This window comes from Comamonas sp. HJ-2, assembly GCF_053615495.1.
Map to the genome: position 1 here is coordinate 128,412 of NZ_JBSIFD010000006.1, position 22,458 is coordinate 150,869.

At 62.0% G+C, this 22,458-nt stretch carries 17 protein-coding genes and 1 riboswitch; of the genes, 7 read left to right on the plus strand and 10 right to left on the minus strand.

Annotation, left to right across the window (positions count from 1 at the left end):
- The first annotated feature begins 85 nt into the window (after nucleotides 1-85).
- A complete protein-coding gene (locus ACWGXF_RS07560; protein WP_237704426.1) occupies nucleotides 86-1,369 on the plus strand; it encodes a YihY family inner membrane protein in 1,284 nt (427 codons plus the stop codon).
- A gap of 101 nt (nucleotides 1,370-1,470) precedes the next feature.
- Here ACWGXF_RS07560 and ACWGXF_RS07565 read toward each other — a convergent pair whose 3' ends face one another.
- On the minus strand, nucleotides 1,471-1,827 hold the full coding sequence (locus ACWGXF_RS07565) for a DUF962 domain-containing protein (protein ID WP_003063755.1): 357 nt from the start codon (nucleotides 1,825-1,827) through the stop codon (nucleotides 1,471-1,473).
- Between the two features lie 252 nt (nucleotides 1,828-2,079).
- On the opposite strand from ACWGXF_RS07565, the gene ACWGXF_RS07570 reads away from it, so the two are divergent.
- On the plus strand, nucleotides 2,080-2,892 hold the full coding sequence (locus ACWGXF_RS07570) for an alpha/beta fold hydrolase (RefSeq protein ID WP_256630940.1): 813 nt from the start codon (nucleotides 2,080-2,082) through the stop codon (nucleotides 2,890-2,892).
- Here ACWGXF_RS07570 and ACWGXF_RS07575 read toward each other — a convergent pair.
- The 4 genes from ACWGXF_RS07575 to ACWGXF_RS07590 are packed head-to-tail and all read right to left on the minus strand — an operon-like array spanning nucleotide 2,878 to nucleotide 7,434.
- Nucleotides 2,878-3,765, minus strand: a complete 888-nt coding sequence (locus ACWGXF_RS07575; protein WP_256630939.1) for a PoNe immunity protein domain-containing protein — start codon at nucleotides 3,763-3,765, stop codon at nucleotides 2,878-2,880. The genes ACWGXF_RS07570 and ACWGXF_RS07575 overlap by 15 nt on opposite strands.
- A gap of 17 nt (nucleotides 3,766-3,782) precedes the next feature.
- A complete protein-coding gene (locus ACWGXF_RS07580; protein ID WP_202788588.1) occupies nucleotides 3,783-4,592 on the minus strand; it encodes an alpha/beta fold hydrolase in 810 nt (269 codons plus the stop codon).
- A 28-nt stretch (nucleotides 4,593-4,620) separates the two neighbouring features.
- A complete protein-coding gene (locus tag ACWGXF_RS07585) occupies nucleotides 4,621-6,120 on the minus strand; it encodes a DUF4303 domain-containing protein (RefSeq protein WP_256630938.1) in 1,500 nt (499 codons plus the stop codon).
- 15 nt (nucleotides 6,121-6,135) lie between these two features.
- The gene (locus ACWGXF_RS07590) at nucleotides 6,136-7,434 is read right to left on the minus strand and encodes an O-acetylhomoserine aminocarboxypropyltransferase (protein ID WP_034359293.1); all 1,299 of its coding nucleotides are present in this window, start codon (nucleotides 7,432-7,434) and stop codon (nucleotides 6,136-6,138) included.
- A 253-nt stretch (nucleotides 7,435-7,687) separates the two neighbouring features.
- Between ACWGXF_RS07590 and ACWGXF_RS07595 the strand changes: the two genes are divergently transcribed.
- Nucleotides 7,688-8,140, plus strand: a complete 453-nt coding sequence (locus tag ACWGXF_RS07595; RefSeq protein ID WP_003053381.1) for a CBS domain-containing protein — start codon at nucleotides 7,688-7,690, stop codon at nucleotides 8,138-8,140.
- Between the two features lie 81 nt (nucleotides 8,141-8,221).
- On the opposite strand, the gene ACWGXF_RS07600 is transcribed toward ACWGXF_RS07595, so the two are convergent.
- Entirely contained in the window at nucleotides 8,222-8,488 is a 267-nt protein-coding gene (locus tag ACWGXF_RS07600; RefSeq protein WP_452101821.1) for a hypothetical protein, read from the minus strand.
- Nucleotides 8,489-8,555: 67 nt separating this feature from the next.
- On the opposite strand from ACWGXF_RS07600, the gene aroC reads away from it, so the two are divergent.
- Together aroC and ACWGXF_RS07610 are read left to right on the plus strand one after the other, a co-directional pair.
- A complete protein-coding gene (aroC, locus tag ACWGXF_RS07605; RefSeq protein ID WP_003063745.1) occupies nucleotides 8,556-9,653 on the plus strand; it encodes a chorismate synthase in 1,098 nt (365 codons plus the stop codon).
- A gap of 50 nt (nucleotides 9,654-9,703) precedes the next feature.
- Nucleotides 9,704-11,539 (plus strand): bifunctional metallophosphatase/5'-nucleotidase, encoded by a 1,836-nt coding sequence (locus ACWGXF_RS07610; RefSeq protein WP_256630935.1) that lies wholly within the window; start codon nucleotides 9,704-9,706, stop codon nucleotides 11,537-11,539.
- 170 nt (nucleotides 11,540-11,709) lie between these two features.
- Here the strand turns inward: ACWGXF_RS07610 and nrdR are convergent, their stop codons facing one another.
- The 4 genes from nrdR to ACWGXF_RS07630 form a co-directional block, all read right to left on the minus strand.
- The gene (gene nrdR / locus ACWGXF_RS07615; protein WP_003053388.1) at nucleotides 11,710-12,186 is read right to left on the minus strand and encodes a transcriptional regulator NrdR; all 477 of its coding nucleotides are present in this window, start codon (nucleotides 12,184-12,186) and stop codon (nucleotides 11,710-11,712) included.
- 21 nt (nucleotides 12,187-12,207) lie between these two features.
- Nucleotides 12,208-13,455, minus strand: a complete 1,248-nt coding sequence (glyA, locus tag ACWGXF_RS07620; RefSeq protein WP_012839137.1) for a serine hydroxymethyltransferase — start codon at nucleotides 13,453-13,455, stop codon at nucleotides 12,208-12,210.
- Nucleotides 13,456-13,490: 35 nt separating this feature from the next.
- A riboswitch (ZMP/ZTP riboswitch) is annotated at nucleotides 13,491-13,645 on the minus strand.
- A 115-nt stretch (nucleotides 13,646-13,760) separates the two neighbouring features.
- A complete protein-coding gene (locus ACWGXF_RS07625) occupies nucleotides 13,761-14,594 on the minus strand; it encodes a lytic transglycosylase domain-containing protein (RefSeq protein ID WP_034359288.1) in 834 nt (277 codons plus the stop codon).
- Nucleotides 14,595-14,911: 317 nt separating this feature from the next.
- A complete protein-coding gene (locus tag ACWGXF_RS07630; protein WP_144267326.1) occupies nucleotides 14,912-15,262 on the minus strand; it encodes a hypothetical protein in 351 nt (116 codons plus the stop codon).
- Nucleotides 15,263-15,464: 202 nt separating this feature from the next.
- On the opposite strand from ACWGXF_RS07630, the gene ACWGXF_RS07635 reads away from it, so the two are divergent.
- Nucleotides 15,465-19,361 carry a DUF748 domain-containing protein gene (locus tag ACWGXF_RS07635; protein WP_256630934.1) on the plus strand — a complete coding sequence of 1,299 codons (3,897 nt, stop codon included), beginning with the start codon at nucleotides 15,465-15,467 and terminating at the stop codon, nucleotides 19,359-19,361.
- A gap of 215 nt (nucleotides 19,362-19,576) precedes the next feature.
- Nucleotides 19,577-22,237, plus strand: coding sequence for a DUF349 domain-containing protein (locus ACWGXF_RS07640; protein ID WP_452101822.1), 2,661 nt, complete (start codon nucleotides 19,577-19,579; stop codon nucleotides 22,235-22,237).
- Nucleotides 22,238-22,458 lie beyond the last annotated feature (221 nt).

The window sequence follows — 22,458 nt, forward strand, 5'->3', positions numbered from 1 at the left end:
GAGCCCGCGCAGCCGCAAACTCGACAAGGCCAGGGCGCTGGCGGCTAGCTGCAAGGATCTGGCCGGGCGTATCCCCAAGCCCCAGATGCCCAGCCAGCAGGAGCTCAAGACTGCCTTGCGCCGCAGGAGTCGCCGTGCGCAGCAGCGCCTGCGTACCTTCCCCTGGCACAACACGGCCCAGGTGCTGCTGGCGCGCTTCAAGGAAGACCGCCTGGGCGTGACGGCCAGCAGTCTTACTTTCACATCGCTGCTGGCGCTGGTGCCATTTTTTACCGTGGCGCTGGCCTTGTTCACGGCTTTCCCGATCTTTGGCAAGGCGCAGAAGGTGCTGGAGCGCTGGCTGATGGACAGCCTGATTCCCGAGACCATTGCGCGCCAGGTGCTGGGCTATCTCACGCAGTTTGCCTCCAAGGCCAGCCAGCTGGGCCTGGTCGGCTTTTCCATACTGATGGTCACGGCCATTGCGCTGATCCTGACCATAGACCGCACGCTCAACAACATCTGGCGCGTGCGCCAGCTCAGGCCGCTGGGCCAGCGCGTGTTGATCTACTGGGCCGCCATCACGCTGGGGCCGCTGCTGCTGGGCCTGAGCCTGGTGCTGTCGTCCTATGTGATGTCGGCCTCCAAGGGTATGGTCAATGCGCTGCCCGGCAGCCTGCGCTTTGTCTTTGATTCCATAGAGTTCGTGGTGCTGGCCGCCGGCATGGCCGGGCTCTACCACTATGTGCCCAACACGCCTGTGCGCTGGCGCCATGCCTTGGTGGGGGGCGTGTTTGTGGCCGTGTTCATGGAAGTGGCCAAGAAGGTGCTGGGACTGTATCTGTCGTCCGTGCCGACCTACTCGGTGATCTACGGCGCGTTTGCCACGCTGCCCATCTTGCTGATCTGGATGTATGTGGCCTGGAGCATTGTGCTGCTGGGGGCTCTGGTCACGGCCTATCTGCCCACGGTGCTTGCCGGGGTGGAACGGCTGACAGGACACCGTGGCTGGCAGTTCGAGCTGGCCGTCGAGGTGCTGCAATGCCTGGCCAAGGAGCGCGAGCTGCCGCACAAGGGCCTGTATGTGCACCAGCTTTCGCGGCGCCTGCGTGTGGAAGCCTCCCAGATTCAACCCGTGCTGCAGGCGCTGGCCAAGCTGGACTGGGTCGGGGCCGTTCAGCCGCCCGATGCCTATGTGTCGCTTGAGAGCACCGAGCCGCGCTATGTGCTGCTGGTCGATCCGCATGCCACGCGGGTCGAGCCCCTGGTGCAGAGCCTGTTGCTCGAGCCCTCAGAGGCTGTGCGGCCGCTGTGGCAGCGTGCCCAGCTCGATGCCATGACCGTGGCCGAGCTGATTGCGGCGCCCGGAGGCAATATTCATAGAGTTTGATGGCTGTGGGCGGATATCTATGAATATCTGCACTCAAGACCGGACAGCCGATTCGCTGCCCGCAAAGCAGGCCAGCGGGCGCGCTTCAGAGGGGAGTGGCGCTACATCTTGATGCGGCCCAGCAAGATGTCGCGCCACATCATCCAGTCGCCGAGAAAGCTGTAGAGCGGGCGCTTGAAGCTGGCGGGCTTGTTTTTCTCAAAGCCGAAATGCCCCACCCAGGCAAAGGCATAGCCGCAGATCAGGCCTGCGAGCAAATACCACCAGTCGCCCGTCAAAAACAGCGCCAGCAGAAACACCAGGGACAGGCTGGTGCCGATGAAGTGCAGCCGTCTGCAGGTGGCGTTGCTGTGCTCGCCCAGGTAGAAGGGATAGAACTCGGCAAAGCTCTTGAACTGGCGCGGGTCCACGCTGGCTTTGACAGCGTCGTCCGGTTCTGAGGTCGTGGTCTGTGACATGGCGAACCCCGGTGAAGTTGATGCTGTTTTTATACTGCCGGCAGCATGGCCAGGCCAGCGGGTTAGCGAGTGCTGGCAAGTTGCGGCCGGAGGTCTTCGTCACCTGAACGACAGGCTATATACGGTAAGACTGCGCAAAATCGGCCAGATTCGCCATCTTTGAGGCCACTCCAGCTTCTGGCAAAGCTGCCATGAGCGTTCTCTTGCTAAGGTGGCAGTACACCTCATCGCCATTCAACCCAGATCCTGCCCATGTTTGACGACACCATGCCGCCCGTTGTGATCAGCTCCAGTGAAACCCGTGTTCAGACGCCCGACGGGCAGCTCCATGTCAAACGCTGGCAAGCGCAGGGCGGGGCGGCCAAGGCGCCGCTGGTGCTGATGCACGACTCTCTGGGTAGCGTGGATCTGTGGCGCGAATTTCCCGCGCAGCTGGCCGCGGCCACCGGGCGTGAAGTCATTGCCTATGACCGCCTGGGCTTCGGTCATTCGGACCCCAATCCGCATCGGCTTCAACCCAGTTTTGTGGAAAGCGAGGTCGAGGCCGGCTTCACGCCGCTGCATCAGGCGCTGGGCCTGGGCGATTTCGTGATGCTGGGACACAGCGTGGGCGGCGGCATGGCGGCCATGGTGGCAGCTGCGTATGGACGGCAATGCCAGGCGTTGATTACCGAATCGGCCCAGAGCTTTGTCGAAGACCGCACCTTGCAGGGCATCAGGGCTGCGCGAGACAACTTTGCCCAGCCCGGCCAACTGGAGCGGCTTGCCCGCTACCATGGCGACAAGGCGGCCTGGGTGCTGTCAGCCTGGGTGGACACCTGGCTGAGCCCGCCTTTCGCGCATTACCGGCTGGATGCGGCCTTGAAACAGGTGCATTGCCCGGTGCTGGCGATTCACGGCGAGCTCGATGAATTCGGCTCCCTCGTGCATCCGGAGAACATCTGCACCTGGGCGCAGGGCCCTTGCGAAGCGGAAATCATTGCCGGCGGCGGCCATGTGCCGCACCGCGAGCTGCCCGAACGCATCAGCAGCCGCATCGCCGGTTTTCTGTCAAAAATCGCCTGACTCTGTTTGAGCCAGGCGCCCGCGGGCGTAGTCGACCAGATCGGCCGGGTAGTGCGGGCTGCTGCGCAAAGCGCTGTCATCCCAGTCATAGAGCACGGCCAGGGCGGCCACCTCCAGCGCCCAGTAGCCCGTGCCCAGCCATGGACTGCCTTTCTTCTGCTGCTTGGGCGAGAGCTTGAGAAACTCCTGGTACTGGGCTTGCAGATAGGGCAGCAGCGGGTCAGGCAGGGCTTCGAGCTGTTCAAAAAAAGGCTTCATGGCGCCGTAAGGGCGTTTGTGGAAAAGCTCCTCGCTGACCTGCTGCCGCTGCAGACCGCCTGCGCACAGATAATCCAGCAACTGGTCCGTATCGAAGGCCAGCACATGCTCATCAATCGCCGGTACGTCATCCTGTGCGTCCAGCAGCGTGGCCAGCGACAGCAGGGTCACGGCAACAGCGTAGTCGTCAGCGCGTGTGTTGATGGGCGCACCTACGCCATAGTCCTCGCCAGTCTCCTGCGCCATGCTGGCGCGCGCATGCTCGGCCACCGAGGCGGCATCAATCCACAGTGCGACGACTTCCTGGTAGATGGGGCGCAGCACATCGCCGCAGAGGCCCAGATCGATACCATAGATCAGCAGCCAGCGCGCCTGCTCGCCCACTTCCTTCCATTTCCAGTAGTTCTCCAGCGCGGCATGTGCCTGGAAATCCTGGTGAGCTTTATAGCTATCGCTGTTGGCAAAGCGCTTGAGCGCGCTCAGTGCTTCCTTCCAGTCGGCTTTTTTATCGCTCAGATTGAGATTGCGCCGGGGCTGCAAACCGGTCAGTGAAATCTTGGCCCATTCGGCGCAGGCGGCAGCCAGTTGGCCGTGGTGCTGGAAGGTTTGGCTCATGGCCCAAGCTTAATGGCTCATGCAGCCAGAAAATCCCGAATCGCAAACAGCGTCGCGTCGGGCGACTCCGTCATCTGGTTGTGGCCGTTGGGAATGATCTGCACGCTCACCGTTTTGCCCGCGCCTTTGGCGGCCTCTATCAAGCCTTTTGCAGCCTTGGGTGGTGTCATCTGGTCTTGCTCGCCCAGCACAAACAGAAGCGGGCAGCTGACCTGCGTCATGGCCGCTTCGCCGCCCGCATAGCTGTCACAGGCCTTGAAGCCAGCATGCAGCAGATTCGTGTGAGCGTTGCTGGCCAGCACGCGGCGGCCCAGGGCCATGCCGGCGCCAAACACCCAGCTGCCTGCGCCATTGGGCGGTGCCAGCGTGGCGCGCGAGAAGGTGTTGACCATCTGGATGGCTTTCTCGGGCGTATTCAGGGCCGACTCCAGCAGCGCGGGCGAGACCTTCATGGGAAAGGCCGTGCCCACCAGCACCAGATGGCTGATGCGGTCCCCAAGCCTGGCCGCGGTCTCCATGGCAATCAGGCTGCCCCAGCTATGGCCGATCAGCGCAGCTTGCTGCAGGTTTGCCGCATCCATCAGCGCGCCTATGAAGGTCGCAGCTTCTTCGACAGTTTGCGGGGCCTGGCCGCTGCTTTTGCAATGGCCAGGCAAATCGATGGCCAGCACGTTCCAGCCGTGATTGGCCATGTAGCGGCTTTGCAGCGCCCAGACGCTGTGATCGCAGAGCACGCCGTGGATGAAAATGGCCGTGGGCTTGGCTGCGTCGAAAGCCTTGCCGCCGGTGTAGGCGTAGATGTCTGCGCCTTGCACATTGATTTGCATGTTTGTCTCCGGTTCTGTTCTTTGTGACTCAGCAGTGTTCATTCAGCCATTGCTGAGCCAGTTCGCGTATGTGGTCACTGGCATCGTGTTCAGCGGCATGCTCAATCGTGGCGCGCTGCGCTGTGCCGGCTTTTTTCCAATACCGCAGGCCCAGCATGGCCTGATAACGTACGCCTTCGTTGCGGTCGTGACTCAGGGCTTGTGCCAGTACAGGAGTGATGCGCCTGCCCGCGGCGGTCCCAAGGCTTCGCTCTCCCATGATGCAAGCCGCATGAACGCGCACCAGAGCGTGAACGGACTGCAGAGCGAGCAGGGCTTGCTCCAAATCCTCAACCCTAAGGCTGCAATAGCCGGTTCCGGGTGATAGCTCTTCATTCAGCGCCCGGGTCAAGGCCGGATGCTTGAGGTTCAGTGCCCGCTCCAGTGGCGCGTAGTCAAGGTGCAGGGCCGTGGTTCCTGGCTTGCTGTTCCAGGCGCGGTAGGGGTAGGCAATGCCTTGCGCGATGCTGTCCACAGGCACGGCCGTGGCGCCTATTTGCTGCTGCAGCCATTCCTGGTCACCTAGCGACCCCAAGGCACTGGCGCACCAGCCTCGCTCGCTTTCTTCCCTGGGGCTGTGGACGGGGGCCTGAACCTGCTGACGCAGTGCAGTCAGTACCTGTTCGTCCCGGTAAGCCATCTGGGCCAGCAACATGGCCGCACGCCACTGTTTGCCAGGCCGAGTCAGCATGGGCAGCAGCGCATGAGCCACCTGGCTGTGATCCATGACAAGCAGCGCAGTCTCGGCCTCTTCGCCCAGCAATTGCGCCTCTTTGCGGCTCAGTCCCAGTTCCGGGCACCCGATACCTTCAAGACAGCTCAGATGGTATTGCAGCTGTTGAGCGGGGGAGAGCGCGGCAACTCTGGCGCGTCTTTGCGCTTGCTGGTCATGGCTGGGAAACAATGCAAGAAAGCGCGCCTCCCCCATGCTCTCGCGTGCCATGGCTTCGCATTCCTGAGTGTCTTCCACGTAGATCAGCACCGCAAACTCTGGAGTGAGCTGGCTGGACCAGGGCGATTTTTGGCAGGCTTTGGTCAGTTGCTTGCAGATGCGGGTCAGCGCCTTGATCAGATGCGCCTCGGTACGCAACCAGTGGGCAGGCGTGCTTTTATTGGCCTCGGCCAGCAAGGCTTGCTCCAGTTGCTCCAGCTCCTGAGAGTCCGAGGCCGAATCCAGCTCCTCCCATTCCCAATCCGGCGGGTTCCAGCGCAGACTGCCCAACTGGCCGGTATCCAGGTCGAATTCGGACAAGCGACCCTGCGACTCGGGGACATTCACCATTTGTGAATAGGCCTGCTCGCTATTGGCAGACAGCGTGGGCAGGTAAATGGGGCCGTCCTGCTCGCGGTACAGGCCGTTCAGTGCCAGTGCGTAGATGCTTTCTTGAGGGTTCGCGGCCAGGAACGCCTGAGCATCTTGCCAGTAGATGCTGAATAAAGTCTGTTCAAACTGCTTCCAGTCCAGCGATGCAGAAGTTGTGGCAACCATGGTTGTTCAGGTCTCTCAGGCGGCTTTCTCGGCCGCCTTCAGTGCGCGCTTGAGGTCGTCGATCAGGTCGTCGGCATCTTCCAGGCCGATGGACAGCCGTATTGTTCCCTGGCCGATACCTGCCTGAGCCAGGGCCTCGTCGCTCATGCGGAAATGCGTGGTGCTGGCGGGATGGATCACGAGAGAGCGGCAGTCGCCCACATTGGCCAGATGGCTGAAGACCTTCAGCGTCTCGATGAACTTCTTGCCCTGGTTGCGGTTGCCCGCAATGTCAAAGCTGAACACGGAGCCTGCGCCGCGCGGCAGCAGCTTCCTGGCCAGAGCGTGCGAGGCATGGGTCTCCAGCATAGGGTGGCCCACGCGACTGACCAGCGGGTGGCTGGCGAGGAACTGCACCACTTTCTCGGTGTTGCGCATATGGCGCTCCATGCGCAGCGGCAGGGTCTCTATGCCTTGCAGGATCAGCCAGGCGCTGTGCGGGCTCATGCAGGCACCGAAGTCACGCAGGCCTTCGCGGCGCGCGCGCAGCAAAAAGGCACCGGTGGTGGACTCCTCGCTGAATACCATATTGTGAAAACCGTCATAGGGCTGGGTTAGCTCGGGAAAGCGCCCCGATTTTTCCCAGTCGAAGCTGCCGCCATCGACGACGATGCCGCCAATCACCGTGCCGTGGCCGGACAGAAACTTGGTGGCCGAGTGGTAGACGATGTCCGCGCCATGCTCGAAAGGCTTGATCAGCCAGGGCGAGGTCAGCGTCGAGTCCACCAGCAGCGGCACGCCGGCTTCGTGGGCGATCTGGCTGACCGTGGGAATGTCCAGCACATCGAGTCCGGGGTTGCCCACGGTCTCGCCAAAGAACAGCTTGGTGTTGGGGCGCACCGCAGCCTTCCAGCCATCGATGTCGCCTGGCTTGACGAAGGTAGTCTCTATGCCGAAGCGCGCCAGCGTGTAGTGCAGCAGGTTCTGCGAGCCGCCATACAGGGCCGTGCTGGCCACGATATGGCTGCCCGCGCCCATCAGCGTGGCAATCGACAGGTGCAGCGCCGCCTGGCCGCTGGCCACGGCAATCGCGCCCACGCCGCCTTCCAGGGCCGAGACGCGTTGCTCGAGCACTGCATTGGTGGGGTTGGAGATGCGGCTGTAGACGTGGCCGGGGCGCTCCAGATTGAACAGGCTGGCCGCGTGGTCGCTGGATTCGAAGACAAAGGACGTGGTCAGGTGGATGGGTACGGCACGTGCGCCGGTGGCGGGGTCGGGCTGGGCGCCTGCATGCAGGCTCAGGGTGTCAAAGCCGGGGTCAGAGTAGCCGGGCATGTTTTGTCTCCATGGCTGGTTTTGATCGACGCAATGTGTGATCGAGCACACAATCAAATATCGATTTGGTCGGATAGACGAATGAATATGTGGAAATTCATATGTTTCGTCATTGATTTAGTTTTTCTCAATGCAAGCCATTGTGGGCTATATTTGTGCACGCACCTGCATTCTGTGCAAAGCGATGCCGCATGTGCTGACACATGCAGGACAAAAGCTGCCACAGCGTGCCAAACAGATTCGGAGAACAGCAATGAAAGTTAGTGACATCCTGCGCGTCAAAGGCAATACCCTGTACACGGTGTCGCCCGACGAAAGCCTGGCCGCGGCGGTGCAGGTGATGTCGGAGAAGGACATTGGCTCGCTGGTCGTGATGGATCACGGCGATGTGGTGGGCATGCTCACCTTCCGCGAAGTGATTCAGGGTTTTGTGAAGACCGGCGGCGTGGAGAACATCTCCGTGCGCGGCGCCATGGACGACGCGCCCATGACCTGCACCATGGAAACCGATATGGACGAGGTGCGCCGCATGATGCTGGACCGCCATGCGCGCTACATGCCCGTGATGGACAAGCGCATGCTGATGGGCGTGATCTCGCTGTATGACGTGGCCAAGGCCGTGGTGGACAGCCAGAACTTCGAGAACCGCATGCTCAAGGCCTATATCCGCGACTGGCCCGAAGGCGAGCGCCAGGGCGCCGAATAAGCCAGCTTTTGCTGCAGACCCCGCTGAGGCGGGGTTTTTCATCTCCAGCCTGATGTGCTCTGCAGGCGACGCAGCGCTGCCTTATGGCTGTCGGTCAGCTGGGCTGTGCGGGCTCTGCAATATAGTCGTTGGCGGCTTTGCCTTGCGCAGACCCTTGAGCAGCAGCCCCACAAAGCACAGCAAGGCGACACCCAGGCCCACCATCATGCCGATCACGGCCTTGCCGTAGCCGCAGGCATACTGGCCCGCGCAGCGCGACGGTGCAAATTCGAAGAACAGCAGACCGCCGACGCCGCCGATCACCACGGACACCAGGGCCGAGGCCAGAATAAACGCAAGTTTGAGCATGGTGAAAAGACTTTAGGCAGGACAGTGTGCAGCCGTCAATCATCACTTCAACGATAATCGGCAGCCTATGAGCGGCAATACCTTCGGCACAATTTTCACGGTCACCAATTTCGGTGAGTCCCACGGTCCGGCCATTGGCTGTGTGATTGACGGCTGCCCTCCGGGCATGGCCTTGAGCGAGGCGGACATCCAGCATGATCTGGATCGACGCCGCCCCGGCACCAGCAAGTTCGTCACGCAGCGCAACGAGCCCGATGCCGTGGAGATTCTCTCCGGCGTCTATGAAGGCAAGACCACGGGCACGCCGATTGCGCTGCTGATCCGCAACACTGACCAGCGCAGCAAGGATTACTCCAATATCGCACAGAGCTTTCGTCCCGGTCATGCCGACTATGCCTATTTCCAGAAGTATGGCATCCGTGATCCGCGCGGCGGCGGTCGCTCCTCGGCACGCCTGACGGCGCCCACCGTGGCTGCGGGTGCCGTGGCCAAGAAGTGGCTCAAGGAAAAGTTCGGCACCGAGTTCCGCGCCTGCATGACCCAGATCGGCGAGCTGCCCATAGGTTTCGAGAGCTGGGAGCATGTGCCGAACAACCCCTTTTTCGCGCCCGTGGCCGATGTGAGCCGCTTCGAGGAATACATGGAGCAGCTGCGCAAGAGCGGCGATTCCTGCGGCGCGGCGCTGCGTGTGAACGCCAGCAATATGCCAGTCGGCCTGGGCCAGCCCCTGTATGACCGCCTGGACGCCGACATCGCCTACGCCATGATGGGTCTGAACGCCGTCAAGGCCGTGGAGATCGGCGCGGGCTTTGACAGCGTGGCCCAGCGCGGCACCACGCATGGCGATTCGCTGAGCCCCGAGGGTTTCCGCAGCAATAACGCGGGCGGCATCGTGGGCGGCATCAGCACCGGCCAGGATCTGGAAGTGCGCATCGGCATCAAGCCCACCAGCTCCATCATCACGCCGCGTGAGTCCATAGACGTGCACGGCCAGAGCACGGAAGTCATCACCAAGGGGCGCCACGACCCCTGCGTGGGCATCCGCGCTGCGCCGATTGCCGAGGCGCTGCTGGCGCTGGTGGTGATGGACCATGCGCTGCGTCACCGTGCGCAGAATGCCGATGTGGATTCCGGCCTGGCTCCGATTCCTGCCTCGGCCAGCTGACATCACCTAGACCTTTTTGTGCGTTAAAACCTCTGACTCAGGAGAGTCTGATGGTTGCAACTGACAAAAAACCGGATCAACGCCAGTCTCGCGCCCTGTCGCCAGACTGGCGTTGTGCTTTTCGCAAGGTCTCCGCTCCTCTCTGCGCTGCGCTGCTCGCATTGGGCTTGAGCGCATGCAGCGGTGGTGTGACAAGGCCTGCCAGCATGGAGATCACCGTGCTGGGCTTCAATGACCTGCACGGCCATCTGGAGCCGCCCGGACTGGCCGTGACGGCCCAGAACGCGCAGGGACAGAACATTGCCGTGCCCGCTGGTGGCGTTGCCTACATGGCCCGGGCCATCGCCCAGCGCCGCCAGGCCAGCCGCCATGTGGCGCTGGTCACGGCCGGGGACATGATCGGGGCCTCGCCCATGGTCTCCGCGCTGTTTCTCGATGAGCCGACGATAGAGGTGCTCAACCTCATGCGGGTGGACTTCGCGGCCACCGGCAATCACGAATACGACCAGGGCGTGGCCGAGCTGCTGCGCATGCAGCATGGGGGCTGCGAGAAGTTCACCAGCAAGCAGCCATGTCAGATCAGCCAGCCTTTCAGGGGTGCGCAGTTCCCGTTTCTCGCGGCCAATACGCTACGTGAAGACGGTCGGCCGCTGTTTCCGGCGACCGGGGTGAAGTTCTTCGAGCAAGACGGTCTGCGCATAGGCGTGGGCTTCATCGGCATGACGCTCAGGAACACGCCGCATATGGTGCGGCCCAGCGGGGTCAGGGGGCTGAGGTTTGCCGACGAGGCACAGACTGCCAATGCGCTGATTCCACAGCTGCGTGCGCAGGGCGCCGATGTGATCGTGCTGCTGATCCATGAGGGCGGGGCCACCACTTCGGGCCTGCAGGACGATAGCTGCCAAGGCCTGTCCGGTGCCATCGTGCCGATTCTGGAGCAGCTCTCCAGCGAGATCGATGTGGTGATTTCCGGTCACACCCATCGCTCCTATATCTGCGATTACGCCAGGGTGAATCCCCGCAAGCCCTTTTTGCTGACCAGCGCCGGCCAGTACGGCACGCTGCTGACCGAAATCCGGCTCTCGGTGGATGCGCGCACCGGCCGCGTGAGCCGCAAATCGGCGCACCAGACCATCGTGCAGGGCGAGGGCTATCGCAGCGTTGGCGGCATGGTGAGCTTGCAGCCCGAGTTTGTAGTCTTTGATGCCGATGCCGAAGTGGCGGCGCTGGTTGCTCGTTACAAGGCTGCGGCCAGGCCGCTGGCCGAGGCCGTTGCAGGCAGGCTTGCCGGACCTGTCAGCCGCATGCCGCAAGCCAATGGCGAAAGCGTGATGGGGCGCATCGTGGCCGACGCCATACTCGCGGCCACGCGCGATGCCTCAGCGGGTGGGGCGCAACTGGCCTTTGTGAACCCCGGCGGTGTGCGCGCCGACCTGCTGCCTGCGGCCGACGGCAGCGTGAGCTATGGACAGTTGTTCCGCGTTCAGCCGTTCGGCAATACGCTGATGGTGATGAGTCTGACGGGCGAGCAGATTCGCCAGGCGCTGGAGCAGCAGTTCGACAGTGGCAGCAACACCGTGAATGCGCCGCGCATTCTGCAGGTGTCCGAGGGCTTCAGCTACCGCTTTGACCGCAGCCAGCCCGCGGGTCGGCGCGTGAGCGAGTTGCGCCTCAACGGTCGATTGCTCGAGATGTCACAGCGCTACCGCGTGGGACTGCAAAGCTATCTGGGCAGCGGCGGCGACAACTTCAGCATTTTCACGCAAGGCATCGACGTGGTGGGTGGCATGCCGGATCTGGATGCCCTGGCCGAGCATGTACGCGAACAAAGCCGCAGCGGGCCGATGGCGCTACCTTTAAAGGAGCGTATTACGCGCGTTCATTAAGGAAACAAGATAGATATCTATTTGATTCCCATTGAAATAATGCGTATGAAGCTCATGATTTCATAGCAAACGCTTGCCGTCAATCGCGCAAAACAAAAGCCACCCGAGGGTGGCTTTTGGCATGGCATGGCATGGCATGGCATGGCATGGCATGGCGGTCAGGGCCAGGCCTAGGGCTTTTTGGCGGCCTTGGCCTTGGGGCTGCGAACCTCATCCATGATGTTCTTGAAGTCGTCCACATCCTCGAAGCTGCGGTACACGCTGGCAAACCGGATATAGCCGACCTTGTCCAGGCCCTTGAGTTCATCCATCACCAGCTCGCCGAGGCGGCTGGAATCGATTTCGCGCTGGCCCAGATTGAGCAGCCTGTCCTCGATTCGCTCTATGGCGGCATCTATGAGTTCGGTGCTCACGGGGCGCTTGCGCAGCGCGATCTGAAAAGAGCCTTGCAGCTTGGCGCGCTCGTATTCGATACGGCGGCCGTCTCTCTTGACCACGGTCGGAAAGCTGACCTCGGGGCGCTCGTAGGTCGTGAAGCGCTTGTCGCAGCCGCCGCAGCGGCGGCGGCGGCGAATGAAGCCCCCGTCCTCGGACTCGCGGGTTTCAACCACTTGCGTGTCCGGATGGTTGCAGAAGGGGCACTTCATGACAGCTCAGCGCAGCAGGAATTACTTGCTGTAGACAGGGAACTTGGCGGTCAGCTCGGCCACCTTGGCGCGCACGGCGGCCAGATTGGCTTCGTCTTCGGGCTTGTCCAGCACGTCAGCCACCAGATTGGCAGTGATGCGGGCTTCTTCCTCGCCGAAACCACGGGTGGTCATGGCGGGCGTGCCGATACGGATGCCGCTGGTCACGAAAGGCTTCTCGGGGTCGTTGGGGATGGCGTTCTTGTTCACGGTGATGTGAGCCAGACCCAGGGCCGCTTCGGCAGCCTTGCCGGTAATGCCCTTGGCGCGCAGGTCCACCAGCATCACGTGGCTTTCGGTGCGGCCGGAGACGATGCGCAGACCGCGCTCGGTCAGCGTTTCGGCAAACACCTTGGCGTTGTTCACGACCTGTTCCTGGTAGGCCTTGAACTCGGGAGTCAGGGCTTCCTTGAACGCCACGGCCTTGCCTGCGATGACATGCATCAGGGGGCCGCCTTGCAGGCCGGGGAAGATGGCGCTGTTGATGGCTTTCTCGTGCTCGGCCTTCATCAGGATCACGCCGCCACGAGGGCCGCGCAGGCTCTTGTGGGTTGTGGTGGTGACCACGTCGGCGTGGGGCACGGGGTTGGGGTACACGCCTGCGGCGATCAGGCCGGCATAGTGGGCCATGTCCACCCAGAAGATGGCGCCGACTTCCTTGGCGATCTTGGCGAAGCGCTCGAAGTCGATGCGCAGGGCATAGGCGGAAGCACCAGCCACGATGATGCGGGGCTTGTGCTCGCGGGCCAGCTCTTCGAGCTTGTCGTAGTCGATGGCTTCGTCGGCATTCAGACCGTAGGAAACGGCCTTGAACCATTTGCCGGACATGTTCAGCGCCATGCCGTGGGTCAGGTGACCGCCTTCGGCCAGGCTCATGCCCAGAATGGTGTCGCCTGGCTTGGCGAAAGCCATCAGCACAGCCTGGTTGGCCTGGGAGCCGGAATTGGGTTGCACATTGGCGGCTTCGGCGCCAAAGATCTGCTTGATGCGGTCAATGGCCAGTTGCTCGACCACGTCCACATGCTCGCAGCCACCGTAGTAGCGCTTGCCGGGGTAGCCTTCGGCGTACTTGTTGGTCAGCTGGGAGCCCTGGGCTTCCATCACGGCGGGCGAGCAGTAGTTCTCGCTGGCAATCAGCTCGATGTGCTCTTGCTGGCGATGGTTTTCAGCTTCAATAGCTGCAAACAGTTCGGGGTCGACTTTCGCGACGGTATCGGTGCGTTGAAACATGGCAGTCCTGTGAACTTAGAAATTCCCTTGAGGCCAAGGGCTGCCCAGGCGAACGGCTGAAACGCTTGCAGGCTGCAGTCGCTGCGGCTCTGGGCGGTACGCTCCCCGGTGGTTCACAGACCTTGCAGTCTGCCGGATTCCACGTCAGCGGCAGAAAATTCTGCGCCTATCGCCAGTTGCGTACACCCGCTAGTGTAGCTGAGCTGGCATGGCTGAAGAACCTATGCCCGTTTTTCCCGAAGGACCTGGCCGGGGCATAAAAAAAGCTGGCCGGAGCCAGCTTGAGAAATGCAGGGGTCTGTCGCTTAGAGGTTGGAATTGGCCAGTGCCACTTGCTGAGCGTGAGAGACCTTGGTGGCTTCGTCGGACTTGGCCGTCATTAGCGGGCTGGCCTGCAGGCCCACGCCCTGGCGCAGGCGCTGGTGTTCGGCAAGCACCTTGGCAGCATAGCCGCCGTCCGAAGGAAGATTGGCTGCACCCACGTAGTAGCGCAGGCCACCCTCGATGGAGCCGGCGCGGGCAATGCATTCCTTGAGCACCTTGACGCCGACCTTGAGATTGGTCACTGGGTCGAAGGCCGCGTGCTGGCCGCCAAAGCTTTCGTACTTGTCGGTGTGCACGGAAGTCATCACCTGCATCAGGCCCTGGGCACCGACCGAACTTTGGGCAAACGGGTTGAAGCTCGATTCAATGGCCATGATGGCCAGAATCAGCGTCGGATCCAGCTTGTTGGCTTTGCCCTGGACATAGGCTTCGCTGACCAGGGCGGCAATCGGCTCGGGCGCCACCCGGTATTTTTTGCTGAGCCAGTAGGCCACAGCCGCCTGCTCCTTGGGCAGGTTCTTGGGGTTGACGGCCGTGGCGCGGTCGCTGGCGACGACGATGTTGGCGGAAGCAGGGGCTTCCTCCACTTCGGCGGCAGCCACCACGGTGCTGGCGGGCAGGCGTGTGTCGAGCCACTCGCGCAGCTCGGTTGCACCGGCCAGACGCAGGTCCGGACGAGAGATCAGAATCAGGGCCGAAATGGCCACGGCCAAGCCCAGCAGGGCGAAACCGTTGTGAGTAAGAGCAAGAAAACCGTGGGCCGTCTTATGGCCCAACGTTCGCGCAGAGGCGATTAATTTTCCTGACGCTGGCATAGCTTGTCCTTTCTTGGCTATCGCCCGAGGTCGCACCGGATCAATCTCGCGGTGCAACCAGGACAACTGGCCGATGAGGTTTGCTGCGGGCCGATTAAAAGCGCCCCTTGGGGCGCCGATCGGTCTGCTCAGTCGTGAGGCAGCGGAAACAAAAAACGCTCATTTCGAGCGCTGGCGGATTCTAGAAGCGCTCTAAATATTCAGTCAACACTAACAAAAATACTCTTTAGATTTTAAAATTATATAAAAACTGTATGAATGTACAGCTTGCTCAAAAAATTACAGCAAAAAATCACGGATTCAAGAGGTGTATACGCTCACATCGTTTTATTTGTCATCAAGGCGAAATAAAGTGCAAAAAGCCTGGTAGCCCTACGCGAGCACAGATATAGTGAATCTGCCTGCACGTTGCAGGTGCTTGCCAAAGGAAAGGAAAAGCAAACTCCGCCGAGGCCTTTGATTCCATGGGTTGTTGGCACTTGCTCTTTATCTTCGCTTGAGGCACAAAAGGGAGCAATCGTTGCTTCCAGCGGCAAGGACCACACCCTCCTTGATCCGCGAAAAACGGCCCGGTCTGGTACCGGCCGTAAAGCCCGGAAGTCGGTTTCGCCACTTCCGGGCTTTGTCATTTCCGGCGTTGTCTTTTTTCTGTAGCGCATTGTTTGCATTTTTCGCGCTCATCTGCCTCTGGTCGGCATTCCTATGGCGCAAACTTCTCCCTGGAAACGCCTCTTGCCTCTATCTATATATAGAGCGCAATCTAGATACACCAGGGTGCGCTCAAGGTACAGTGGTGTTCCGGGCGCGCGGCGGGTCCCGCCCCTGAGAGTCTTGGAAGGCTTTCAATCTCTGCATCAATAACAATTGCCCATGTCCTTGCTCACATCGAATCGCTGGCTTCGTCGGCTGATCTGGTCTGTTCTTGCTCTTTTGCTGTTATGGCTGCTGCTGTGGGCGGTAGTGCCCTGGGTGGCCAAAAGCCAGCTGGAAAAACGGGCTGCCGAGAAGCTGGGGCGCGGCGTCCATGTGGGCAAGATCGAGTTTGCGCCCTGGGCCATGTCCATCACCTTGCACGAACTGGTGATCGATAAGGCTATAAAAAAAGTAGCTGAAACTGCGGATCCAGAGGGCTCGGCGGCTCAGAAAGATCTGAAGTCTGCCGCCGAGCCACAACTGCAGATCAAGCGCATCTTCATCAATGCCAGCGCGCAGTCCTTGTTCAGGCTCGCTCCTGTGCTGGATGCGATCGAGGTCGATGCGCCGGTGGTGCGACTGACCCAGCATTCACTGGGCAAGCTCGATATCGACGATGTGATTGCCAGGCTCTCCGAGCCCGATGACAAAGAGCCGTCCAAGCCCCTGAGCTTTGCGCTCTACAACATTGCAGTGCGCGACGGCCGTATCGAGCTCAATGACGAGTTTGTGCAGCGCAAGCACGAGCTCAAGGACTTGCAACTGAGCATTCCTTTCATCAGCAATCTGGCCTCCAAGCGAGAGATCAAGGTGCTGCCGCATCTGGCTTTCGATCTCAACGGCAGCAAGTTCGACACATCGGGCGAGAGCACGCCGTTCACCGACACCCGCCAGACGGCGATGCAACTCAAATGGGAGCACATTGATCTGGCCCCTTATCTGGGCTATGTGCCTGCCAGCGTTCCCGTGCAGCCTCTGTCTGGCGTGCTGGACACGGATCTGCAGATCAGCTTCGAGCAAAAAGACCAGCCTGTGGTCAGCATCAGCGGCAAGCTGGCCTTGAGCAATGTCGCGGTGCAGGACCGCCAGAGCGCGCCGCTGCTGAACTTTGATGCGCTGGAGGTACAGCTCAAGAATGTTCAGCCTCTGCAGAACCAGATTGCGCTCGAATCGGTGCGCTGGGTCAAGCCCGAGGTTCATGCCAGCCGCAATGCGCAGGGCGTGATCAACTGGTTGGGGTTGAATGCGCCGGCCGGTGCCCCCGCAGCGCCGCTCGAGAAGGCCGTGCCTGAGCCCGCCTCCGCCGAGGCCAGCACTCCGGCCCAGGCAGATGCGAAGGCCGAAAAGCCTGGCAAGCCCCTGGTCGTCGGCGTGCAGCAGTTCGATATTGAAGGTGGCATCGTGCATTGGCAGGATGCCGCAACAGGCGCGGCGCCTGCGGCGCTGACCCTGGCTCCTTTGGTGCTGCAGGCCAAGAATCTGGCCTGGCCCATGAATGCGCCTTTGCAACTGACGGCCACTGCAGGTTTGCAAACGGCTGAGCAGGCCCGGATGGAGGGGGCAGCCAGGCTGGCTGTGGATGGAGAATCCACGGACAAGGCGGGCAATCTCAATCTCAAGCTCGAGCAGATGCCGCTGCAATGGGTGCAGCCCTATATGCAAGCGCATTTCAAGCCGCAACTCAGCGCCATGCTCAATACCGATGCCCGGATTTCCTGGGGTGAGGGCGGAGTCGTGGCAGAGGTGGCCGAGCTGACTGCCGACAAGCTGCAGTTGCAGGACAAGCAGGCCCCTGTCAATATCGAACAGATCAAGGTCAGTGGCGTTCAGGTCGATCTTGCTGCCCGGCAGGTGCAGGTGGAGGCCATTGCCGTGCAGAAGCCGCAGCTCGCGGCTCTGCGTGACGCACAAGGGCACTGGATGTACGAGCGTTGGTTGCCCGTGGCAGCGCCTGCAGCCAAGCCGGCAACGCAGGGCAGCAAGGCGGAGCCGGGCAAGCCCTGGTCGGTCAAGCTGGCAGCGATTGCCGTGGATGGCGGTGCGCTGCAGTTTCGCGATGCAGCACCTGTGCAAGGCGGGAATGCACGGCCCGTGCAGCTGGATGTGAGCGCCTTGCGCATACGCCTGGGTGCTTTCGAGCCTCTGGCGGCCAAGGCAGCGCCGACTCCGCTGGAGGTCTCGGCTCAGCTAGCTGCCAGTCGCCGTGTGCAGGCTGGTCATATTCAGTTCAAGGGGCAGCTGGGTCTGACCCCTGTTTCGGCTCAGGGACAGTTGCAGGCCCGTGCCGTGCCCTTGCATGCGCTGGAGCCGTATTTTGGTCACAAGCTCAATGTGGATCTGGTGCGTGCCGACGGCAACTTCCGGGGCAAGCTTAACTATCTGGCCCATGCCAAGGGGCCGCAGCTGTCTGTGTCGGGTGATGTGGAGCTCAACGACCTGCGCGTGCGCTCCACGCTTGCGGCTCCTGTGCAGGAGGAAGTGGGCAAGCCCAGTACTGCCAAGGGTGCGCTGACGGCGGTGCTCAATGACTCCACGGCAGACCGTGCCAAGGCACTGGCTGCGCGCACAGGCCTGGGTCTTGGCGATGATTTGCTGGCCTGGAAAACACTGGTGGTGCGCGGCCTGGACCTGAATATGCAACCGGCTCAGCCGCTGCGGGTGAGCGTGCGCGAAACCGCGCTGAGCGACTTTTTTGCGCGCGTCATCGTGCAGCGCAACGGCCGCATCAATCTGCAGGACATCGTGAAGACCGAAAGGTCCGAGCAGTCCGTCGCACAGAACGAAGAGGCGAACGCCCAGGCGGCTGCTGGCGAGAAGCCCGAGCTCAGCAGACCCGTGGCTGAGCCCGCAAAGCCCGAAGATGTCGGCCCCGCGCCCATCATCAAGGTCGGGCCCATTGTGCTGACGGGCGGCAAGGTGCAGTTTTCCGACTATTTCATTCAGCCCAACTACTCGGCCGATCTGAGTGAGCTGAACGGTCGTCTGAGCGCCTTCTCTTCGCAGGCTCCTGCAGGCCAGGTCGAGCCGCAAATGGCCGATCTTGAAATCAAGGGCAAGGCCCAGGGTACGGCGAAGCTCGATATCAGCGGCAAGGTCAACCCGCTGGCCAAGCCTCTGGCACTGGATGTGCGCGCCCAGATGAATGACCTGGAGCTGTCGCCGCTGTCGCCATATTCCATCAAATACGCGGGCTATGGCATAGAGCGCGGCAAGCTCTATATGGATGTGAACTACAAGGTGCAGCCTGATGGGCAGCTCACGGCATCGAACAAGCTGGTGCTGCGCCAATTGACCTTTGGCGACAAGGTGGAGGGCGCGCCCGCATCGCTGCCCGTCAAGCTGGCGGTGGCCCTGCTGTCCGACCGCAACGGCGTGATCGATCTCGATGTGCCTCTGAGCGGCTCGCTCAACGACCCGCAGTTCCGTCTGGCGCCCATCATCTTCAAGGTGATCGGCAACATCATCATGAAGGCCGTGACCGCGCCGTTTGCGCTGTTGTCGGGAGCGTTCTCGGGTGGCGACGAGTCGGGCGCAGTCAACTTTGCGCCGGGCAGCGCCAAGCTCGACGGCAAGGCCAGGGAGCAACTGACCAAGATCGTCAAGGCACTCAACGACCGCCCCGCACTCAAGATGACGGTGGTGGGGGAGTCGCGTGAGGCCGAAGACAAGGAGGCCTGGAAGACTGAAGAGCTGGATCGTCTGCTGCTGGCCCAAAAGCGCCGCAACGTGATTCGCGAAGGCAAGAGTGGCGACGAGGTGATGGAGTTCAGCGATGCCGAGCGTCCGGCTCTGCTCAAGGCCGTTTACGGTCGTGCCGACATCAAAAAGCCCCGCAACATGGTCGGAATGGCCAAGGATCTGCCTGCAGACCAGATGACGGCGCTGCTGGTGGCCAGCATCAAGGTGCCTGACGATGCCATGCGCGAGCTGGCGCTGGCGCGCGGTGTGGCTGTGAGGGACTATCTGGCCACGCAACAGCTGCCGCTGGAACGCCTGTTCCTGGGCGCTCCCAAGCTGGATGTGCAGGACAAGGACTGGACGCCACGTGCCCAGTTGAGCCTGTCTGCGCAGTGATGAAAGTGCTGCGAAACACCTTGCGATTTCGCATTTTTTGGCTTGCCTTTAAATAAAGGCGAAAATACCGGTTTGCCCAGGTGCTCATGTGCCTGGGCTTGCGCTTGGAAAGTCTGCCCTCATGTGGGCTGGCACTGGCCAGTTGCAGCGTTGACTGCGCTGGCTGCCAAGCATTTTCTGACCCTTACATGACATCTATTTCTCCTAGCAGCACCATGTCTGATGCATCTGAAGTGAACCCGGCCTCTGCCAAGAATACTGAGCAACATCCGCTGGATGCATTGACGGGTGGTGCTTTCTCCGCCGAGACGTCGGGTGATCGCGCCGCGCGCATTCGCGACTGGTTGGCGACTCAGCCCACGGTCGAGCAACTCCAGGACGTTCACAAGGAACTGAGCAAGGGCGACAAGAGTGCTGCCCGTGCCGTGCGCGAACGCCTTGACGAAATCCGTCGCACCGCGAATCAGGAAAAAATCTCCGTGGAATGGGCCGAGAAGGCTCAGGCGCTGCTGGCAGCAGAGCCCTTCGATGCCGCGGCTGCAGCTGCCTGGCAGCGTGATGCCGCCAAGGCCGGTGCCGCGCTGTCGCGCGAGCCTCTGTCGCAGTTCAAGGCCCGATTGGGCGAGCGCGTGAAGGCGGTGGAGGACCTGCAGCATCGCACCCAGGTGCAGCGCGAAGTGGCGCTGCTGCTGGCGCAGCGCATCGAAGTGCTGTCCACCAAGTCCTGGAAGGATGCCAAGGCGGTGCTGGAAGCCCTGGGAGTCGATGTCGCGCGTTGGCAGGAGCAGGCCAAGGAGCTGACCGGTGACGCCAGCTGGGGCAGCGTGGACGGCCGTTTCCCGCCTCAGCTGGAAGCAGCCTCTGCACAACTGGCGCTGGTTTGGGATGCTTTCCAGTCTGCACTGGCACAGACCGAGGCTGCCGCCGACGACGAGGCAGCGCCGTTGCCCACGGTCCCCGTCTGGGCCGACGAAATCCGCGTGGCCCGTGGTCTGCCTCCCGAAGCCGCTGCTGTGGAAGTGGCCAAGCCCGCCGCACCGCGCGCAGCCGCCGCTGGCCGTGGCAAGCCCACGCCCGAGCAGGTGGAAGCAGCCAAGGCTGGCCTGGGTCAGGCTCTGCAGGCGCTGAAGGCAGAAACTGCAGCTGGCAACAGCCAGGCCGGCTCCGAAGCCGTGCAAGCCATGCGCGCAGCCATCAAGGCCCATGGACGCTTTGTGGACGAAGCGCTGGTGGGCGAAGTGCATGAAGCCCTGTTGGCCGCCGGTGAGGCCGAGGGTTGGCAGCGCCAACTGGCCGAGAAACTGCGCGAAGACCTGGTGGCCAAGGCCGAAGCCTTGCTCAACCGTCCCGAAGGCCAGGCACTGGGTGGTCGCAAGATCCAGGAAACCCTGCGCAGCCTGCGCGAACAATGGAAGCAGGCCGACCAAGGTGCCATGGCCAATCATGCGCTGTGGAAGAAGTTTGACGAGGCCTGCAACGCAGCCTACAAGGTGGTCGAGTCCTGGCACGACAAGATTCGTCAGGACAGCACGCAGGCCAAGGCCCAGCGTCTGGCGCTGATCGAAGAAATCAAGGCCTGGGCTGCAAGCAATGCGGCCAGCCAGGACTGGAAGAACATGTTGCGCGCGCTGCGCCAGTTCGGCGAGCGCTGGCGTGAAAGCGGCCATATCGGCGAAAAGCTGTTTGCCGAACTGCAGCCCCTGTTCAAGCAGGCCATGGCTGCTGCCGAAGCGCCCCTGCAGGCTGCACAAAAGGCCAGCCTGGAGCGTCGCCATGCCATGATCGACGAAGCCACGGCCCTGGGGGCAGCCCCCAGCCTGCGCATCGACGCCGTGAAGGCGCTGCAGCAGCGCTGGCAGGCCGAAGCCCAGGTGGTGCCGCTGGATCGCAAGCACGAGCAAAAGCTCTGGGATGCATTCCGCAAGCCGCTGGACGATGCCTTCAATCGCAAGAGCGTGGAGCGTGGTGGTCGCAGCCAGGTGGCGGTTGAGTTGTCCGAGCATGATCGTCGGGTGCTGGATGCGTCCAAGGCGGTCGAGGCGGCCAATGCCAGCGGCGATGCGCAAAAGATCCACGCAGCGCTGGCCGAGCTCGAAGCAGCCATCAAGGCTCAGCCCGCCAAGTCCGATGAAAACCAGCCCCAGGGCCAGGCAGAGCAAGCGTCTGAAGCTGTTGAGGCGCAAGCGAGCGAAGCCGCTGCAGTGGCCAAGCCGGCACGCCCCGTGGTGGCCGTGCGTGGCGATGACCGCCCTGGCATGAGGAAGGAGGCGGCAACTGCTGCAGGTGGTCGTCCTGGCGATCGCAAGGATGGCGGCCGTGGCCGCGATGCAGCGCGTGGCGAGCGCGGTGGCCGTGATGGTCGCGACAGCCGCGATGCCGGCCGCGGCCGTCGCGAGTTCACGCGCGAGGAGCGCGGACCGCGTCTGGCCGATTCAGCCTTCCGTGCCCAGCGTGATGCCGTGGAGCATGCCCAGGAGGCTCTGCGCAAGCTGGCGACCCAGGCGCACGGCGAAGCGCTGACTCAACTGCTCGGTGCCTGGCAGGCTCGTGATGCTGCGCAGCTGCCATCGGCTCAGCAACTGGGCAGCAAGGTGACGGCGCCTGTGCGCTCTTCCTGGTCCGGTGCTGTGGCTGCTGCGCCCAAGGGCAATGCTGCAGAGGCCCTGCTGCGCCTGGAAATGGCTGCCGATGTGCACACTCCTGCCGATCAACTGGCGGCACGCCGTGCGTTGCAGCTGCAGATGCTGACCCGCCGCAACGATCCTTCGCCCCAGCAGACCTGGGGTCAGGACGTGGCCACTGTGCTGGGCAGTGCCAGCGATGAGGCATCTGCCCGTCGCCTGCAGACCGCGCTCAAGCAATTGCTGCGCAAGTAAGCGACATATCGCCCCGATGGGAGGCGTTGCTCAAGAAAAAGGGAGCCGTTGGGCTCCCTTTTTTCGTATGTGCTGCGTACTGTCAGAGGGAGTCGGGGGCGCCAACGAAAAAGCCGCTGCATTTGCATGCAACGGCTTGTCGTGTTTGGTGCCCAGGAGAGGACTCGAACCTCCACGGAGTTACCCGCTAGTACCTGAAACTAGTGCGTCTACCAATTCCG

Coding starts and splice junctions, on each gene's coding strand:
- ACWGXF_RS07580 (WP_202788588.1), bottom strand. CDS start 4,592: ATGCAAATCAATGTGCAAGGCGCAGACATCTACGCCTACACCGGCGGC.
- ACWGXF_RS07640 (WP_452101822.1), top strand. CDS start 19,577: ATGTCTGATGCATCTGAAGTGAACCCGGCCTCTGCCAAGAATACTGAG.
- ACWGXF_RS07595 (WP_003053381.1), top strand. CDS start 7,688: ATGAAAGTTAGTGACATCCTGCGCGTCAAAGGCAATACCCTGTACACG.
- ACWGXF_RS07575 (WP_256630939.1), bottom strand. CDS start 3,765: ATGAGCCAAACCTTCCAGCACCACGGCCAACTGGCTGCCGCCTGCGCC.
- ACWGXF_RS07560 (WP_237704426.1), top strand. CDS start 86: ATGCCCAGCCAGCAGGAGCTCAAGACTGCCTTGCGCCGCAGGAGTCGC.
- ACWGXF_RS07585 (WP_256630938.1), bottom strand. CDS start 6,120: ATGGTTGCCACAACTTCTGCATCGCTGGACTGGAAGCAGTTTGAACAG.
- ACWGXF_RS07600 (WP_452101821.1), bottom strand. CDS start 8,488: ATGCTCAAACTTGCGTTTATTCTGGCCTCGGCCCTGGTGTCCGTGGTG.
- ACWGXF_RS07610 (WP_256630935.1), top strand. CDS start 9,704: ATGGTTGCAACTGACAAAAAACCGGATCAACGCCAGTCTCGCGCCCTG.
- ACWGXF_RS07625 (WP_034359288.1), bottom strand. CDS start 14,594: ATGCCAGCGTCAGGAAAATTAATCGCCTCTGCGCGAACGTTGGGCCAT.
- nrdR (WP_003053388.1), bottom strand. CDS start 12,186: ATGAAGTGCCCCTTCTGCAACCATCCGGACACGCAAGTGGTTGAAACC.
- ACWGXF_RS07590 (WP_034359293.1), bottom strand. CDS start 7,434: ATGCCCGGCTACTCTGACCCCGGCTTTGACACCCTGAGCCTGCATGCA.
- ACWGXF_RS07570 (WP_256630940.1), top strand. CDS start 2,080: ATGTTTGACGACACCATGCCGCCCGTTGTGATCAGCTCCAGTGAAACC.
- aroC (WP_003063745.1), top strand. CDS start 8,556: ATGAGCGGCAATACCTTCGGCACAATTTTCACGGTCACCAATTTCGGT.
- ACWGXF_RS07565 (WP_003063755.1), bottom strand. CDS start 1,827: ATGTCACAGACCACGACCTCAGAACCGGACGACGCTGTCAAAGCCAGC.
- glyA (WP_012839137.1), bottom strand. CDS start 13,455: ATGTTTCAACGCACCGATACCGTCGCGAAAGTCGACCCCGAACTGTTT.
- ACWGXF_RS07635 (WP_256630934.1), top strand. CDS start 15,465: ATGTCCTTGCTCACATCGAATCGCTGGCTTCGTCGGCTGATCTGGTCT.
- ACWGXF_RS07630 (WP_144267326.1), bottom strand. CDS start 15,262: ATGCAAACAATGCGCTACAGAAAAAAGACAACGCCGGAAATGACAAAG.